Origin of the sequence: Bacillus sp. NP157, from assembly GCA_018889975.1 — a bacterium.
Classification (GTDB): domain Bacteria; phylum Pseudomonadota; class Gammaproteobacteria; order Xanthomonadales; family Rhodanobacteraceae; genus Luteibacter.
The window spans coordinates 4,812,330-4,827,724 of the sequence record CP076546.1; the positions used below are offsets into that span (position 1 = coordinate 4,812,330).

Below are 15,395 nucleotides of genomic sequence, written 5' to 3' on the forward strand. Positions count from 1 at the left end.
AGCGGCGATTGTGCGCCGCGCGTGCAGCATGGACACTAGCGCCCGATGCCATCCCACCTGCCACCCGACGGCGATCCGCCGATCGCCGAACCCTCGCTGCCCGTCTCGCCACGCGAGGCGGCCATGCGCGCGCTCGTCTATCGCCGCCAGCTGCGGCAGGTGCCGCGCGACAGCATGCGCCGCGTGGCCGCCTGGGTCGGCACGATCATCATCCACTTGCTGTTCGTGTTCGGGGTGATCCTCGGCCCGGCGTACGACGTGCTGCCGTCGCCGCCCGACGAAGACAACCCCGACGCCTTGCAGGTGCGCCTGATCGACAAGCCGCCCGCGCCAGTGCCTCCGGTGCGCGGCACGCCGTCGAAGGCGCCCGTGGCGAAGGCCAGGCACGCCACGAGCAAGTCCGTGGCCAGCCGGGCCTCGCGCGGGTCGCACGCCGCGGCCGTGGCCTCGGCGAACAAGGCGCTTCCCGCGATCGCGGTGCCGGCGGCGCCGATGCCGCAGGTCAAGCCGGACGTGAAGATCACCGCGCCGCCGCCGAGCAAGCAGGCGGTGGCCGACAAGCCGCTGGTCCAGCCGACGGCACCGCCCCGCCAGCCGGAACTGGAAAAGGTCCCGTTGCCGACCCCGGCACCGCCCGACCTCGCCGTCGAGGTGCCGAAGCCGCAGGTCACGCCACCGCGTTTCCAGCCGGAGCCGGTGCGCAAGGCCCAGGTCGAAGGCACCACGCCGATGCCGCCACCGGCGTCGCTGTCGTTGCCGCCGATCCCCGCCTCGCAACCCGCTGTAACTCCCGTTCCGCCGCAGATCACCGCGGACAAGACCACGCCGGTGCCGACCACCTCGATGACCCTGGCCAGCGTGCCACGGCCCGAGGTGCAGGAATCCTCCGCGCCGCCGACACCGCAGGACACGCCGCTTCCGGCGATCGCCCAGGAACCGTCTGCGCCGCCGGCCCCGCAGGTCACGCCCGACATCCCGCGACCGGTGCCGCCGAAGGTCGCCGTGCAGCCGGTGCAGGCGCCGGCCGTCGCCGCCGAGTCGGACCTCGACGCCGTGCCGTTGCCCGACGCGACGGCAAAACCCAGCGTGTCCGCACCGGTGGCCGACGTCGCGCGTCCCGCCGTGCAGGCGCCGACGGTTTCCCCGGCCGACCTGCAACGCCCGGTCGCGGGCGAAGACACCTCTCCCGCGCCGCCGGGCCAGGCGCCCGGCGACATCGCCGCGGGTGAATCGACCGCGCAGGCACAGAACGAACAGGGCAAGGCCGCCAGCGACCACAGCGCATCGCCCAGCCCGGGCGCGCCGGGCGCGCCGTCCGCCGCGGGCGACACCAGCGCCGCCAGCGCAGGAACGAACACGCCCGGTGCCAGCGCCGACAGCGGCAAGCCCGGCGCGGCGAAGGGCGCCGACGAAGGCGAGCGGGTGACCGGGGCGAACGGCACCTCGCAGCGCAGCGATGGCGTCGCGGGCGGCCACGGCGACAAGGCCGGGCAGGTCGGTGCCTACGTCGAACTGAAACCGCGTGGCAACATCACGCCGCAAAATGGCGCGCACGTGCACATCGACTACAAGGCCACGCGTTTCGATGGCGCGTGGACACCGAAGGGCGAAAGCTCGGTGGACACCGCGATCCGCCACGGCGTCGAAGCGACGACGGTGAAGTTCACCATCCCGTTGCCGCGCGGCGTGCGGATCAACTGCGTCGCCGGTCCCGGCGGCGCGGGCGGCACCATGAAGCAGGCGATCTCGCTGTTCACCCTGGGCTGCGGTGGCGATCCGCCGCCGAAGCCGTCCGAGCCGGACAAGCTGGTGAAAAACCAGACGATGGCCTCGAAGCCGCTCGCCGATAACCTGCCGCCGGCGAATGCCTCCACCGTCGCCGCCGTGGGCCAGCCGATCGACAACACCGCGTTCTGCGCCACCGCTCGCGTGGCGGGCGGCCCGCCGCCGCCGGGCTGCGAGGCGACGATCAAGATCAACGTGCAGGCTGCCCCGCAGGCCAGCGGCTCGTGGGTGCCGGCGAGCGATCAGTTCAAGGCGAGCGATCAGTTCAAGTAGCGAGCGGCCGGATCTCGGTGCCGGCCGCCATGTCGTGCAGGCCACGCCGGCGCGCGTCGAACAACGCCGGCAGCAGGATTACCGCCCACCCGGCCAGCGGCGCCCACAGCGCCACCCGCAACGAGCTCACGGTGTAGAGCAGCAACAGCAGCAAGGGCAGGGCGGCGACGAGCAGGCGAACCAGGCCACGGGCAAAGCCGACCGGCCCTCCGTCGGCCGAGACGACGCGGATGCGCCAGGGCCGCATGCCCAGCGTCTGTCCGCCACGCATCCACGAGAACAGGTAATAGGCGCCGATCACCAGTGCCTGCATGGGCTGGTACCACCATGCGACGACATGCCCCTGCGCATCGGTGATATGTCCGCCCGTGGCCATCTGCGCGAGCAGGCCCACCACCATCACGATGGCCACCACGGCCAGCACGTCGTAAACGATTGCCGCGAAGCGGCGCCAGGCAGGTGCGGTCGGGGGCATCGTGCTCATGCGCTTGGTCAGGTCGCTCATTATGCCTTTCCAAAGGCAGGACAACGCGTTGGCTTCGGCGCGCCGGTAAATGCGTGGCGATTTGCCGTGACGGTCGCGGGCGCCCGGCCTACGCTTTGCCTGCGCCGGCGATACGCCGGCAAGGGAGGACAGCCATGGCGCTGGAACTGGATGTGAAAGCCCTGCGGGGCGAATTGCAGAAGACCTGGCAGGGTGTCAGCGCGGACAAGGTGCTGTCGCCGGTGGAGTTCCAGAAGCTTCGCGACGAGGCCGACAAGACGTTCGATGCGTCCCCTGCGATTGCCGCCCACCGGGCGTCGATCCGGCTCGGCGGGTCACTCGACATCGTGCAGCAATCCGCCGATGCGATCGCGGAAGCGATGCAGCAGGTCGCGCTCGCCGCACGTCGGCTCAAGTTGCCCGACGCCGAACGCGCCGCGTTGAAGGACGGCACGGAATACCAGATCGCCTACATCGTTGCGGCGTACAAGAGCAGCATCGAGCGCCTTTGAGTGCGGCATGGGACTCGTGCGACCATCGTGCGCATGTCCCCAGGCCCATCGAACCCTCCCGATCCCGATCCGGCCGACGCGCGCCTGATCGACCGCTTCATCGAGCGCGTGTGGTCGGAAGACGGCCTGGCCGATCGCACGCTTGAAGCGTACCGGAGCGACCTCACGCAGCTGTCGCGCTGGCTCGGAACGCGCGGCCGCGGGCTGGCCAGCGCGACGCGCGAGGATCTCTCCGCGTACCACGGCAGCCAGCCGGTGTCGGTGCGCAGCATGGCGCGGCGCCAGTCCGCGTTCCGCCGTTTTTATGCGCACCTCGCCCGCGACGAGGGCGCGCGCGAGGATCCGACCCTGCTGATGCAGCGTCCGAAGATGCCGCGCGGCCTGCCCAAGGCGCTCGCCGAGCGCGAGATCGAAGCGCTGATCGTCTCACCGGATAGCGGTACGACGCTCGGCCTGCGTGATCGCGCCATGCTCGAATTGATGTACTCGTCGGGCTTGCGCGTATCGGAACTGGTCGACCTGCCGCTGGCCGGCCTCAATCCGCGCCAGGGCGTGCTGCGGGTGACCGGCAAGGGCGGCAAGGACCGACTGGTGCCGGTGGGCGAGGAAGCGCTGGCGCACGTGGAGCGCTACCTGCGCGAGGCCCGGCCTGAGCTGGCAAAGGGCCATGGCCAGCCGCTGGCGCTGTTCCTCTCGCGCCGCGGCGAGGCGATGACCCGCCAGCAGTTCTGGACGCTGGTGAAGCGCTATGCGCTGCAGGTCGGGATCCCGGCGAAGCGGGTCTCGCCGCACGTGCTGCGGCATTCCTTCGCTACGCATTTGCTCAACCACGGCGCCGACCTGCGCGCGCTGCAGATGCTGCTCGGCCATAGCGCCCTCAGCACCACCCAGATCTATACCCTCGTGGCGAAAGAGGGCCTGAAACGCCTTCACGCGCAGCATCACCCGCGCGGCTGAGCGTCCGTGCCACAATCGGGGGAACCGATCGTGCCCCGCGCGTTCCAACGGCGGCGCACGAATTCCCCCGGTATTGATGGAGCCCTATCGATGATGTTGAAGAAATTCCTCCCGGCGATCCTGGCAGGTGCCTTTGCCATGTCGGCTGCCGCCGCCGACGACACCCAGGCCGTGCGCGCCGCCGTCCAGGGCCTTGGCCCGGATATCACGGTCGACAGCGTGACGCCCGCGCCGATGCCCGGTTTCTACCAGGTGGTGGCTTCCGGTCGCATGGTCTACGTCAGCGCCGATGGCCGTTACATGCTCAACGGCAACCTCATCGACCTGAAAAGCCGCACGGATCTTTCGGCCGCCAGCTGGGCGACCACGCGCAAGGCCGAACTGGCCAAGGTGCCCGCCTCGCAGCGCCTGGTCTACTCGCCGCCGAACCCGAAGCACACGGTGACCGTGTTCACCGACGTGGATTGCGGTTTCTGCCGCCAGCTGCACGCGCACATCGACGAATTCAACAAGCAGGGCATCGCGGTGGAATACGTGTTCTGGCCGCGCGAAGGCATCAAGACCACCGCCGGCAACGACACCCCGTCGTACACCAAGGCCGTGTCGGTCTGGTGCTCGTCCGACCGCAAGAACGCCTTCAACGAGGCGATGAAGGGCGGTTCGGTCAAGGCCGCCAGCTGCGCCAACCCGGTGAAGAACGAATTCGAGCTGGGCGAACGGCTCGGCGTGAACGGCACCCCCACGGTGGTGACCGAGAGCGGCGACGTGGTCGGCGGGTATCTGACCCCCGCGCAGCTGCTCAAGGCCGTGAATGCGCCGGCTGGGACGGGTGCCGCGGCGGCGGCTGGCGGCGGTTAAGGACGCCGCAGCGGCGCCGATCCACCCATCGCGCGCAGGCGCGCTCCTACAGGGCGGCTGTTGTAGGAGCGCGCCTGCGCGCGAATGCGGGCTTGCGGGTCGCCCCGATGCTGTCCCGCAACATCATGTAGAATAGGCGTTTTCCTCCAGCGCCTAATCCCCCGCATGATCGCACTCGACGGGCAGAGCGCCCTCTCGCCGTTTCGCCTCGAACGACTGAACGCCCACCTGGATGCCCTGCATCACGGGACCCGGGTGCAGGCCGCCTGGTTCACGTACTTCGTGGACGCCGCCGCCGCGCCCGAGGGCGACGCCCGTGCGCGCCTCCTGGCCGTGCTGGAAGCCCGGGCGACGACGCCCGAGCCCGCCACGTTCTGGGTCGTGCCGCGCCTCGGCACCATCTCGCCCTGGTCGAGCAAGGCCACCGACATCCTCCACGGCGCCGGCTTCGACGTGCACCGGGTGGAGCGTGGCGTGGCCTGGCAGGTCACCGGCATGCCGGCCGCCACCGACCCGGCGTATGCCGCGGTCATGGCCGCCTTCTGCGACCCGATGGTGCAGTCGCCGCTGGATAACCTCGCCGACGCCGCTGGCCTGTTCCTCGCCGGTACGCCGGGCGACATCGGCCGCGTCGAGCTGGGCAGCGATGCCCGCGGCGCGCTGTCGACCGCCAACGGCGAGCTCGGCCTGGCCCTCGCCGACGACGAGATCGAATACCTCGCCGATCGCTACAGCGAGATGGGCCGCGCGCCCACCGACGCCGAGCTGATGATGTTCGCCCAGGCAAACTCCGAGCATTGCCGCCACAAGGTCTTCAACGCCACGTGGACGCTCGACGGCAAGGAGCAGGAAAACTCCCTGTTCGGGATGATCAAGAACACCCACAAGCTGTCGCCGCAGTTCACGCTGTCCGCCTACAAGGACAACGCCGCGGTGATCGAGGGCTACGAGGGCAGCCGCCTGTTCGTAGACCCGGCCGACGGCGTGTTCCGCACGGTGACGGAAGCCGCGCCCTACGCGATCAAGGTGGAAACGCATAACCATCCCACGGCCATCGCGCCGTGGCCGGGTGCGGCCACCGGTTCGGGCGGCGAAATCCGCGACGAAGGCGCGACCGGCCGCGGCGGCAAGCCGAAGGCCGGCCTCACCGGTTTCTCGGTATCGCACCTGCGCATCCCGGGCACGCCGCGCCCGTGGGAACAGCCGCGCCCGCTGCCGCCGCGCATGGCGTCGGCATTCGAGATCATGCGCGACGGCCCGCTCGGCGCCGCCGCGTTCAACAACGAATTCGGCCGCCCCGCGCTGGGTGGCTACTTCCGCACGTTCGAACAGGAATCGGGCGAGAAGGGCATTCGTCGCGGCTACGACAAGCCGATCATGCTGGCCGGTGGCCTTGCCGCCATCCGCGAACAGCACGTGCAGAAGCGCGACGTGCGCCCTGGCGACAAGGTCGTGGTGCTCGGTGGCCCGGCCATGCTCATCGGCCTGGGCGGCGGTGCCGCCTCGTCGGTCGCATCGGGCACGTCCAGCGCCGAACTCGATTTCGCCTCGGTGCAGCGCGACAACCCGGAAATGGAGCGCCGTTGCCAGCAGGTGATCGACGCCTGCTGGGCGCGTGGCGACAAGAACCCCATCGTCAGCATCCATGACGTGGGCGCGGGTGGCCTGTCCAACGCGATCCCCGAGATCCTCAACGACGCGGGCGTCGGTGGCGTGATCGACCTGTCGAAGGTGCCCTGCGACGACCCGACGCTCTCGCCGATGCAGGTGTGGAGCAACGAATCGCAGGAGCGCTACATCCTGGCCATCGGCCCGGAAGACATCGCCGAATTCGAAGCGTACTGCGCGCGCGAGCGTTGCCCGTTCGCCGTCGTGGGTGAAGCCACCGCCGCCGCGCACCTGCTCGTGCGCGATCCGCGCCGCGACCTTACCGTGATCGACCTCGGCATGGACGTGCTGTTTGGCAAGCCGCCGCGCATGCATCGCGATGCGGTGCGGGTGAAGCCGCGCGTCGACCTGGTCGCCGACCTCACCGGCATCGGCATGGACGAAGCGCTGATGCGCGTCCTGCGCCTGCCGGTGGTGGGTTCGAAGAACTTCCTGATCACGATCGGCGACCGCACCGTCGGTGGCCTGAACGCGCGCGACCAGATGGTCGGCCCGTGGCAGGTGCCGGTGGCCGACGTCGCCGTGACCATGACCGACTTCGACGGCTACACCGGCGAAGCGATGGCCATGGCCGAGCGCGCCCCGGTGGCCCTGCTCAACAGCGCGGACGCCGCGCGCATGGCCGTGGGTGAAGCAATCACCAACATGGCTGCCGCGCCGCTCAAGCTGGAAGAAATGCGCCTGTCCGCGAACTGGATGGCCGCCGTGAACCATCCGGGCGAAGACGCCGCGCTGTTCGACGCCGTGCGCGCCGTCGGCATGGAACTGTGCCCGCAGCTGGACATCGCCATCCCGGTCGGCAAGGACTCCCTGTCCATGCAGACGGTGTGGACTGACGAAACCGGCAAGAAGCAGAAGACGGTGTCGCCGGTGTCGTTGGTCATCACCGGCTTTGCCCGCGTGGACGACGTTCGCCGCGTGCTCACGCCGCAGCTGAAGCTCGATCGCGGCGACACCGACCTGTGGCTGATCGACCTCGGCGCCGGCCGCGACCGCCTCGGCGGTTCCGCGCTCACCCAGGTGTTCAACCGCGCCGGTGGCGTGCCGCCGGACCTCGACGATGCGAAGCGCCTGCGCTCGATGTTCGAACTGGTCCAGGAAGCCAATCGCGCCGGCCTGCTGATGGCGTACCACGACCGTTCCGACGGTGGTGCCATCGTCACCCTGCTCGAGATGGCGTTCGCCGGCCGTTGTGGCCTTGAACTGCGTCTCGACGGCTGGGCCGAAGCGACCCTGCGCGCCCTGTTCAACGAAGAGCTCGGCGCCGTGGTCCAGGTGGCCGCCGCGAACCGCGAAGGCTTCGAGCAGCTGCTGGTCAAGCACAACCTGGCCGGCATGACCCACAACGTGGGCCGGCCGAAGGAAAAGCTCGGCATCAAGTTGCACCTGAATGGCGAAACCGCGTTCAAGTGGAACTGGACCGAACTGTTCCGCGCCTGGAACGAAACCAGCAACGCCATGCAGCGCCTGCGTGACAACCCGCACAGCGCGGACCAGGAAAGCGAGTGGCGCCTCGACGACGCCGATCCGGGCCTGTCGCCGAAGCTCACCTTCGACCCGGCCGACGACATCGCCGCCCCGTACATCGCGACCGGCGTGCGTCCGCGCGTGGCGATCCTGCGCGAGCAGGGCGTCAACGGCCAGGTCGAAATGGCAGCGGCGTTCACCCGCGCCGGCTTCGAAGCGGTCGACGTGCACATGACCGACCTGGCCAGCGGCCGTTACCATCTGAAGGACTTCCGTGGCCTCGCGGCCTGCGGTGGCTTCTCCTACGGTGACGTGCTTGGCGCCGGCCGCGGCTGGGCCACCTCGATCCTCTACAACGACGCGCTGCGCGAGCAGTTCGCCCGCTTCTTCGAAGACGGTTCGAAGTTCGCCCTGGGCGTGTGCAACGGCTGCCAGATGATGTCGCAGCTGAAGGACATCATCCCCGACGCGAAGCACTGGCCGCAGTTCCTGCGCAACCAGTCGGAGCAGTACGAAGCACGCCTGGCCACGGTCGAGATCCTCGACGCGGGCAGCCTGTTCTTCCGCGGCATGGCCGGCTCGCGCCTGCCGGTGGCGGTGGCGCACGGCGAAGGCCGGGTCAGCTTCCCGAACGTCTGCAGCCCGTCGAAGAGCCATGGCGCCGCACGCTTCGTCGACAACCGCGGCAAGCCGACCGAACACTATCCGCTGAACCCGAACGGTTCGCCGGGTGGCCTCACGGCCTTCACCGCCGCCGACGGTCGCGTGCTGATCATGATGCCCCACCCCGAGCGCGTGTTCCGCACCGCCCAGCTCAGCTGGCACCCGGAACAGTGGGGTGAGGACTCGCCCTGGATGCGCATGTTCCGCAACGCGCGCGCCTGGGTCGGTTGACCCCGGCCCGGCACGGATTGGCTAACGTGATCCCAGGCGACCTGACCAGCGTCATCATCGTCCTGGCCGACAGCGGCCCGTTCACCCGCGAGTGCGTCGACCACGCGCTCGCGAGTGATCGCCCGGTCGAGGTGATCCTGGTCGACAACGGTTCGGAAGACGGCGTGCCCGAGGCGCTGGATCGCGCCTACGCCGCCGACGATCGCGTGCGGGTCATCTACAACCGGGCCAACCTCGGCTTCGGCCCCGCGGTGAATCGCGGGGCGGTGCATGCGAACGGCAAGCGCCTGCTGGTGCTGAATCCGGATTGCCTGGTCGAGCCCGATACGCTGTCGCGGATGACGGCCTACCTGGGCGTGCATACTGGCATCGTCGGCGCCGTGGTCGAAGACGCGCAGGGCAACGTGGACCCGGCCTCGCGCCGGCGTGATCCGTTGTTCGCCCGCGCCATCGCCACCAAGCTCGGGCGCGGCGGCGACGCCGGCATCGACATCGATGGTCCGATGCCCGCCACCGCGGTGCCGGTCGAAGTCGTCTCCGGAGCGATCCTGCTGATGCCGCGCAGCGTCTTCGAAACCCTCGGCGGATTCGACGAGAGCTTCTTCCTGCATTGCGAAGACATCGACCTGTGCCGCCGCGCACGTGACCTCGGTTACGAAGTGCTGCTGGCGGGCGACGTCCACGTCATGCACGGCAAGGGCGGTTCCAGCCGGCACCGCCCGGTGTTCGTCAGCAAGCACAAGCACCGCAGCATGTACCTGTGGTTCCGCCGCCACGACCCCGCCGCGAAGAACGTCTTCATGCGCGGTTTCGTCTGGTTGGGTATCTGGACGCACTTCCTGCTGAAGCTTCCTGGCCAGGTCCTGCGGAAACGCCGATGAGCGACGCGGCGAAGGGCAGTGGCCTCGCGACGCTGGGCCTGCTGGCGGTGACCGCCATCTGGGGTTCCACCTTCGTGATGATCAAGGATGTGGTCGGCCGCATGTTGCCGATCGATTTCCTTGCCGTGCGCTTCGCCATCGCCGCCGTGGCGATGGTGCTGCTGTTCGCCCTGCCGCTGCGCCGGCTGGGCCGCGCGCAGACCCTGCGTGGCCTCGCACTGGGCGTGCTCTACGGCGTGGCGCAATGGTTGCAGACCGAAGGCATCGCCTTGACCTCGCCCAGCGTCAGCGGGTTCGTCACCGGGATGTACGTGGTAATCACGCCGATCCTCGCGCTATTGATCTTTCGCCAGCGGATGCCGGCGACCACGTGGCTGGCCGTGCTGCTGGCGATGGTCGGCCTGGGCGTGCTGGCGCTGAACGGGTTTGCCGTGGACCTGGGCGTGTTGCTTACCCTGGCGTCGGCGGCGCTGTACGCGCTGCATATCGTCGGGCTTGGCCACTGGTCGAAGCCGGGCGATGCCTTTGGCATGTCGGCGATCCAGATGGTGGGCATCGCCCTGGTCTGCGTGCTGGCGACGCTGCCGCACCACGGCCCTTCGCTGCCGCCGGATGGCAAGGCGTGGATGGCGATCGTCTACATGGCGCTGGTTGCCGGCGCACTGGCGATGCTGGTGCAGACATGGGCGCAGGCACACATGCCAGCGACCCGCGCGGCGATCGTGATGACGACCGAACCGGTGTTTGCAGCGGGTTTCGCCGTGGCGCTCGGCGTCGACGCGCTGACCACGCGGATGCTGCTCGGCGGCACCCTGGTGCTCGCCGCGATGTACATGGTCGAGCTCGCCCCGCGCTTCCGCCGGAAGAAGCCCGCCGAAGCCCTGCACCACGAAGCCGGCTGACTCGCCCGTCCCCGGGCGGCCCCGAATGTAGGAGCGCGCCTGCGCGCGATTGGGTCAGGGACAGACCTCCATCGCGCGCAGGCGCGCCCATGCATTTCATTTCCGCGGGTACCGGTTGTTGCCATGGGTACCTGTTGTTGCCATAGGTACCTATTTTCAGATACCTGTTTCAGATACCTGTTTTCAGATACCTATTTCCAGATACCTGCTTTCGCGCGCAGGCGCGCTCCTACTTTTTGTCGGTCGTGAACTTGTAGGTCATCGTGTTGCGATAGGTGTGCCCGGGATCCAGCCGCGCCGAGCCGAAGTCCGGCTGGTTGGGCGTATCCGGGTAGATCTGCGGCTCGAGCGCGAATGCATCGCCCTCGCGATAGATCCCGCCGGCCTTGCCCGAGGTCGTGCCGTCGAGGAAGTTGCCCGAGTAGAACTGCAGGCCCGGCTGGGCCGACCACAGCGACAGCACGCGGCCGCTCTTCGGGTCGGTGACGCGGGCGACTTCGCGCGGCTGCGCGGCTTCCTTCTTCGAGATCACCCAGTTGTGGTCGAAGCCGCGGCCGAAGACGATCTGCTGTTCCTTCGCGTCACGGACGTCCTTGCCGATCGGCTTCGCCTTGCGGAAGTCGAACACGGTGCCGGCGACGTTGCGCACTTCGCCGGTGGGGATCGCGGTGGCGTCGGTCGGCAGGTAGGCATCGCCGGCGATCATCAGCTTCTGGTCCATCACGCTGCCGAAGCCTTCGCCGGCCAGGTTCCAGTAGGTGTGGTTGGTGATGTTGACGATCGTCGGCTTGTCGGTGGTCGCGGTGTACTCGATCGTCAGTTCGTTCTTGTCGTTGATCGAATACTTCGCCGTCGCGGTGAGCGTGCCCGGGTAACCCTGGTCACCGTCAGGGCTGACGTAGGTCATCGTGACGCTCGGGGTGGCGCCGGACTCGACCTTGTCGACCGTCCACACCACCTTGTCGAAGCCGAGCTTGCCACCGTGCAGGGAGTTCGGGCCGTCGTTGACCGGCACGGTGTATTCCTTGCCGTCCAGCGTGAACTTGCCCTTGGCGATGCGGTTTGCATAGCGGCCGACGGTGTCGCCGAAATACTGCGGCTTCTCGAAGGTGCCCTTCAGGTCGGGATAGCCCAGCACGATGTCGCCGGGTTTGCCGCTGCGATCAGGGACGTCCAGCGCGTAGAGCGCCGCGCCGAGCGAGATCACCTTCGCCGTCATGCCCTTGCCGTTGGTCAAGGTGATGACCGTGACATCCTTGCCATCCGGCGTGCTGCCGAAGGACGCCTTGGTCGCGTCGCCGGCCGAAGCCGCCGTCGCGCTACCGAGCAAAACTACCGCGCTGGCCACGGCCATGAGCTTACCCATCTTGCACTCCTTTTGAGGTGACCCCGTGACAACAGCACAATTGTCCGACAAATGACAAGCTGCGCTGCGTCAAGGTCGCGCGCGCGCACGTCGCTAGGATAGGGCGGCTGGCACACGCGGAAGGGACGCGATGGCACCGAAGGCGACACAGACACGCAACCTGCACGCGCGGGTGGTCGAAGAGATTGGCGGCTCCATCGTCAGCGGCGTCCTGCGCCCGGGCGATGCATTGCCGGGCGAGTCCGCGCTCGCCGCCCAGCTCGAGGTCAGCCGAACGGTGCTGCGCGAGGCGTTGAAGGTGCTCGCGGCGAAGGGATTGATCGAGACCCGGCAGAAGACCGGCATGCGCGTGCGCGACGCGCGCTTCTGGAGCCACCTCGATCCCGACGTGCTGGCCTGGCGCTGTGCGTCGATGCCGACGGAGGACTTCGTCGGCAAGCTGGTGGAGATGCGCGCCATCATCGAGCCGGCCGCGTGCATGGCGGCGGCGCGTCGGCGTGACCCGTCGCAACTGGCGGCGATCGGAGATGCGCTGGATGCGATGGAAGACGCCGCGGACCTGGACGGCTGGGCCGAGGCCGACCTGCGCTTCCACGAGGCGGTGCTGGCGGCGACCAACAACGAATTGCTGAGCTCGCTGTTCTCGGTCATCGAAACTGCGCTGGCGACGTACTTCGTGATGTCAGCGCGCACGGCGAAGAACTTCAAGTACTCGCTACCGCACCATCGCGCCGTCTACGAAGCCATCCGCCGCCGCCGACCGAATGAAGCCTCGGCCGCGATGCTGACGATGATCGAGGACTCGCGGACGAACCTGCGCAAGGGTCGGCGCAGCTAGGCCGCCGCGGTACGGCGAGGCCCCATCGTCCCCAAGGAAAAGGCCGGCGATGTGCCGGCCTTTCTGTGTCAACAGCAGCGTCCGCCCGTGCCTCGGTACCTGGCTTCCTGCCGTTCGCGGAAGAACTCCTTGTAGCTGGGGACGGGCCGCTCGGGGTGATGCTCGCGCAGGTGCTTCACATACACATCGTAGTCGGGCACGCCGCAGCAGAGGCGGGCGGTTTGCACCGCCCACTTCCAGACCGAGCGCGGAGACGCGGGAACCAGGGTTTCCATCTCGACCTCCTTACGGCGTAACGCTCGACAGCGCGACATACGGTTCTTCATGCGCGGTCGGGTGGTTGGCCTTCCACGCGCGGACCATGGCCCGCAGCGAGAAGTACAGCATGGTGAGCACCAGCAGCATGAACAGGCCGGTGAGGGCCATGTCGACGCGGGCATTGGTGATGATCCGCTGCATGTCGTCGGCCGTCTTCGCCGGCGGCAGCAGCTTGTTGGCGGCGAGGGCGTCGGCGTACTTGTTCGCCGCGGCGGTGAAGCTGATCTTTTCATCGAACAGCTTCTGCCAGCCCGCGGTGAGCGTGCACAGCACCAGCCACACCGCCGGTACCGCCGGCACGAGCACGAAGCGTTCGCGCTTCAGCTTGACCGTCACCACGGTGGCGAGCATCAGTGCGATCGCCGCGAGCATCTGGTTGGCGATGCCGAACAGCGGCCACAGGGTATTGATGCCGCCGAGTGGATCCACCGCGCCCTGGTAGAGGAAATAGCCCCACAGGCCCACGCAGATCACCGTCGCGACCACGTTGCCGAGCCAGGAGTCGGTGTGCTTGAGCGGCGCGTAGGCCATGCCCGCCAGTTCCTGGATCATGAAGCGGCCGACGCGCGTGCCGGCGTCCACCGTGGTCAGGATGAACAGCGCTTCGAACAGGATGGCGTAGTGGTACCACAGGGCCATCATGCCTTCGCCCGGCATGATCCCGTGCAGCAACTGGGCCATGCCGACGGCGAGCGTCGGCGCGCCACCGGCGCGGCCGAGGATGGTGGATTCACCGATGTTCTTCGCGGTGTCGGTCAGCTCGGCGGGGGTGACGACGAAGCCCCACGCGCTGATCGCCTGTGCGGCGTCCTGTACGGTCGTGCCGACCAGGGCGCCCGGCGAGTTCATGGCGAAGTAAACGCCCGGGTGCAGCGAGGCAGCGGCGATCAGCGCCATGATCGCGACGAAGGCCTCCATCAGCATGCCGCCGTAGCCGACCATCCGCGCTTCGCCTTCATTGGCCAGCAGCTTCGGCGTGGTGCCCGAGGCGATGATCGAATGCCAGCCCGAGACGGCGCCGCAGGCGATGGTGATGAACAGGAACGGGAACAGGTTGCCCTGGAAGACCGGGCCGGTACCGTCGATGAACTTCGTGACCGCGGGCATCTGCAGGGTCGGCGCGGCGAGGAAGATCGCCAGGGCGAGCAGGGCGATGGTGCCGATCTTCAGGAAGGTCGACAGGTAGTCGCGCGGTGCGAGCAGCAGCCACACCGGCAGCACCGAAGCGAAGAAGCCATAGCCGATCAGCCACCAGGCCAGGGCCTTGGCATCGAAGTCGAACAGGGCGGCCAGGGCCGGCGTGTCGTTGACCGTCTTGCCGAACCAGATCGAGGCCAGCAACAGCGCCACGCCGATGATCGACACCTCGAGGATGCGTCCGGGGCGGAAGTAGCGCAGGTACAGGCCCATCAGGATGGCGATGGGGATGGTCGCGGCCACGGTGAACGTGCCCCACGGGCTGTGCGTCAGCGCCTTGACCACCACGAGGGCGAGCACGGCGAGCACGATCATCATCAGCACCAGCACGCCGACCATGGCGATGACGCCGGGCACTTCGCCCAGTTCCTCGCGCAGCATGTGGCCGAGCGAGCGGCCGTCGCGGCGCAGCGACAGGCCGAGGATCATGAAGTCCTGCACGGCGCCGGCGAAGACCACGCCGACCAGGATCCAGAGCATGCCGGGCAGGTAGCCCATCTGGGCGGCGAGCACGGGACCGACCAGCGGACCGGCACCGGCGATGGCGGCGAAATGGTGACCGAACACCACCCATTTGTCGGTGGGGACGTAGTCCAGGCCGTCATTGCGCAGCACCGATGGCGTCGCGCGGCTGGGATCCAGCTGCAGCACGCGGGTGGCGATCATCCGGCTGTAAAAGCGGTAGCCGATCAGGAAGACCGCAATGGATGCGGTGACCAGCCAGATGGCGTTGATCGGCTCGCCGCGGCGCAGGGCCACGACGCCAAGGCACCAGGCGCCGACGATGGCGATGGCGGCCCACAGGATCTTGCCTGCCGGGCTGGGTTTAGGAATGGCGCTATTCATGGTGTTTCGGGCTCCCCTCACAGATGCCACAAGGGTCGCCCCCGAACCCTTGGGGGTCAATGATTCCGGGGCGTTCGGGGCATTAGCCATTGGTCGAATGTCCGCGCGTGGGCTTGCGTGCTGCAACGCCACACAGGGGGCTTGAGCGA

At 68.4% G+C, this 15,395-nt stretch carries 12 protein-coding genes; 8 read left to right on the forward strand and 4 right to left on the reverse strand.

The window, feature by feature from the left end:
* Window positions 1-45: 45 nt before the first annotated feature.
* Window positions 46-2,058 (forward strand): hypothetical protein, encoded by a 2,013-nt coding sequence (locus KPL74_21765; GenBank protein QWT20356.1) that lies wholly within the window; start codon window positions 46-48, stop codon window positions 2,056-2,058.
* Here the strand turns inward: KPL74_21765 and KPL74_21770 are convergent.
* Window positions 2,051-2,563: an RDD family protein gene (locus KPL74_21770; GenBank protein QWT20357.1), complete on the reverse strand. Its 513-nt coding sequence runs from the start codon at window positions 2,561-2,563 to the stop codon at window positions 2,051-2,053. The two genes, KPL74_21765 and KPL74_21770, sit on opposite strands and share 8 nt — an antisense overlap.
* Window positions 2,564-2,697: 134 nt before the next feature.
* Between KPL74_21770 and KPL74_21775 the strand changes: the two genes are divergently transcribed.
* From KPL74_21775 to KPL74_21800, 6 genes are all read left to right on the forward strand, one after another.
* The gene (locus KPL74_21775) at window positions 2,698-3,054 is read left to right on the forward strand and encodes a hypothetical protein (GenBank protein QWT20358.1); all 357 of its coding nucleotides are present in this window, start codon (window positions 2,698-2,700) and stop codon (window positions 3,052-3,054) included.
* Window positions 3,055-3,087: 33 nt separating this feature from the next.
* A complete protein-coding gene (gene xerD, locus KPL74_21780; GenBank protein ID QWT20359.1) occupies window positions 3,088-4,011 on the forward strand; it encodes a site-specific tyrosine recombinase XerD in 924 nt (307 codons plus the stop codon).
* 90 nt (window positions 4,012-4,101) lie between these two features.
* Entirely contained in the window at window positions 4,102-4,869 is a 768-nt protein-coding gene (locus KPL74_21785; GenBank protein QWT20360.1) for a DsbC family protein, read from the forward strand.
* Between the two features lie 165 nt (window positions 4,870-5,034).
* Window positions 5,035-8,898, forward strand: a complete 3,864-nt coding sequence (purL, locus tag KPL74_21790; protein ID QWT20361.1) for a phosphoribosylformylglycinamidine synthase — start codon at window positions 5,035-5,037, stop codon at window positions 8,896-8,898.
* 26 nt (window positions 8,899-8,924) lie between these two features.
* Window positions 8,925-9,779 carry a glycosyltransferase family 2 protein gene (locus KPL74_21795; protein QWT20362.1) on the forward strand — a complete coding sequence of 285 codons (855 nt, stop codon included), beginning with the start codon at window positions 8,925-8,927 and terminating at the stop codon, window positions 9,777-9,779.
* A complete protein-coding gene (locus KPL74_21800) occupies window positions 9,776-10,681 on the forward strand; it encodes a DMT family transporter (GenBank protein QWT20363.1) in 906 nt (301 codons plus the stop codon). Before KPL74_21795 ends, KPL74_21800 begins: the two co-directional genes overlap by 4 nt.
* Window positions 10,682-10,910: 229 nt before the next feature.
* On the opposite strand, the gene KPL74_21805 is transcribed toward KPL74_21800, so the two are convergent.
* Window positions 10,911-12,047: a galactose mutarotase gene (locus KPL74_21805; GenBank protein ID QWT20364.1), complete on the reverse strand. Its 1,137-nt coding sequence runs from the start codon at window positions 12,045-12,047 to the stop codon at window positions 10,911-10,913.
* A 130-nt stretch (window positions 12,048-12,177) separates the two neighbouring features.
* Here KPL74_21805 and KPL74_21810 point away from each other — a divergent pair, with 130 nt between their 5' ends.
* Window positions 12,178-12,885 (forward strand): FadR family transcriptional regulator, encoded by a 708-nt coding sequence (locus KPL74_21810; protein ID QWT20365.1) that lies wholly within the window; start codon window positions 12,178-12,180, stop codon window positions 12,883-12,885.
* Window positions 12,886-12,953: 68 nt separating this feature from the next.
* Here KPL74_21810 and KPL74_21815 read toward each other — a convergent pair whose 3' ends face one another.
* The gene (locus KPL74_21815; protein QWT20366.1) at window positions 12,954-13,160 is read right to left on the reverse strand and encodes a YbdD/YjiX family protein; all 207 of its coding nucleotides are present in this window, start codon (window positions 13,158-13,160) and stop codon (window positions 12,954-12,956) included.
* Window positions 13,161-13,170: 10 nt separating this feature from the next.
* Window positions 13,171-15,246 (reverse strand): carbon starvation protein A, encoded by a 2,076-nt coding sequence (locus KPL74_21820; protein ID QWT20367.1) that lies wholly within the window; start codon window positions 15,244-15,246, stop codon window positions 13,171-13,173.
* Window positions 15,247-15,395 lie beyond the last annotated feature (149 nt).

Bases quoted from the DNA above. Each gene is read 5' to 3' on its own strand.
- KPL74_21765 (QWT20356.1), top strand. From the start codon at position 46: ATGCCATCCCACCTGCCACCCGACGGCGATCCGCCGATCGCCGAACCC.
- KPL74_21820 (QWT20367.1), bottom strand. From the start codon at position 15,246: ATGAATAGCGCCATTCCTAAACCCAGCCCGGCAGGCAAGATCCTGTGG.
- KPL74_21770 (QWT20357.1), bottom strand. From the start codon at position 2,563: ATGAGCGACCTGACCAAGCGCATGAGCACGATGCCCCCGACCGCACCT.
- purL (QWT20361.1), top strand. From the start codon at position 5,035: ATGATCGCACTCGACGGGCAGAGCGCCCTCTCGCCGTTTCGCCTCGAA.
- KPL74_21785 (QWT20360.1), top strand. From the start codon at position 4,102: ATGATGTTGAAGAAATTCCTCCCGGCGATCCTGGCAGGTGCCTTTGCC.
- KPL74_21800 (QWT20363.1), top strand. From the start codon at position 9,776: ATGAGCGACGCGGCGAAGGGCAGTGGCCTCGCGACGCTGGGCCTGCTG.
- KPL74_21810 (QWT20365.1), top strand. From the start codon at position 12,178: ATGGCACCGAAGGCGACACAGACACGCAACCTGCACGCGCGGGTGGTC.
- KPL74_21815 (QWT20366.1), bottom strand. From the start codon at position 13,160: ATGGAAACCCTGGTTCCCGCGTCTCCGCGCTCGGTCTGGAAGTGGGCG.
- KPL74_21775 (QWT20358.1), top strand. From the start codon at position 2,698: ATGGCGCTGGAACTGGATGTGAAAGCCCTGCGGGGCGAATTGCAGAAG.
- xerD (QWT20359.1), top strand. From the start codon at position 3,088: ATGTCCCCAGGCCCATCGAACCCTCCCGATCCCGATCCGGCCGACGCG.
- KPL74_21805 (QWT20364.1), bottom strand. From the start codon at position 12,047: ATGGGTAAGCTCATGGCCGTGGCCAGCGCGGTAGTTTTGCTCGGTAGC.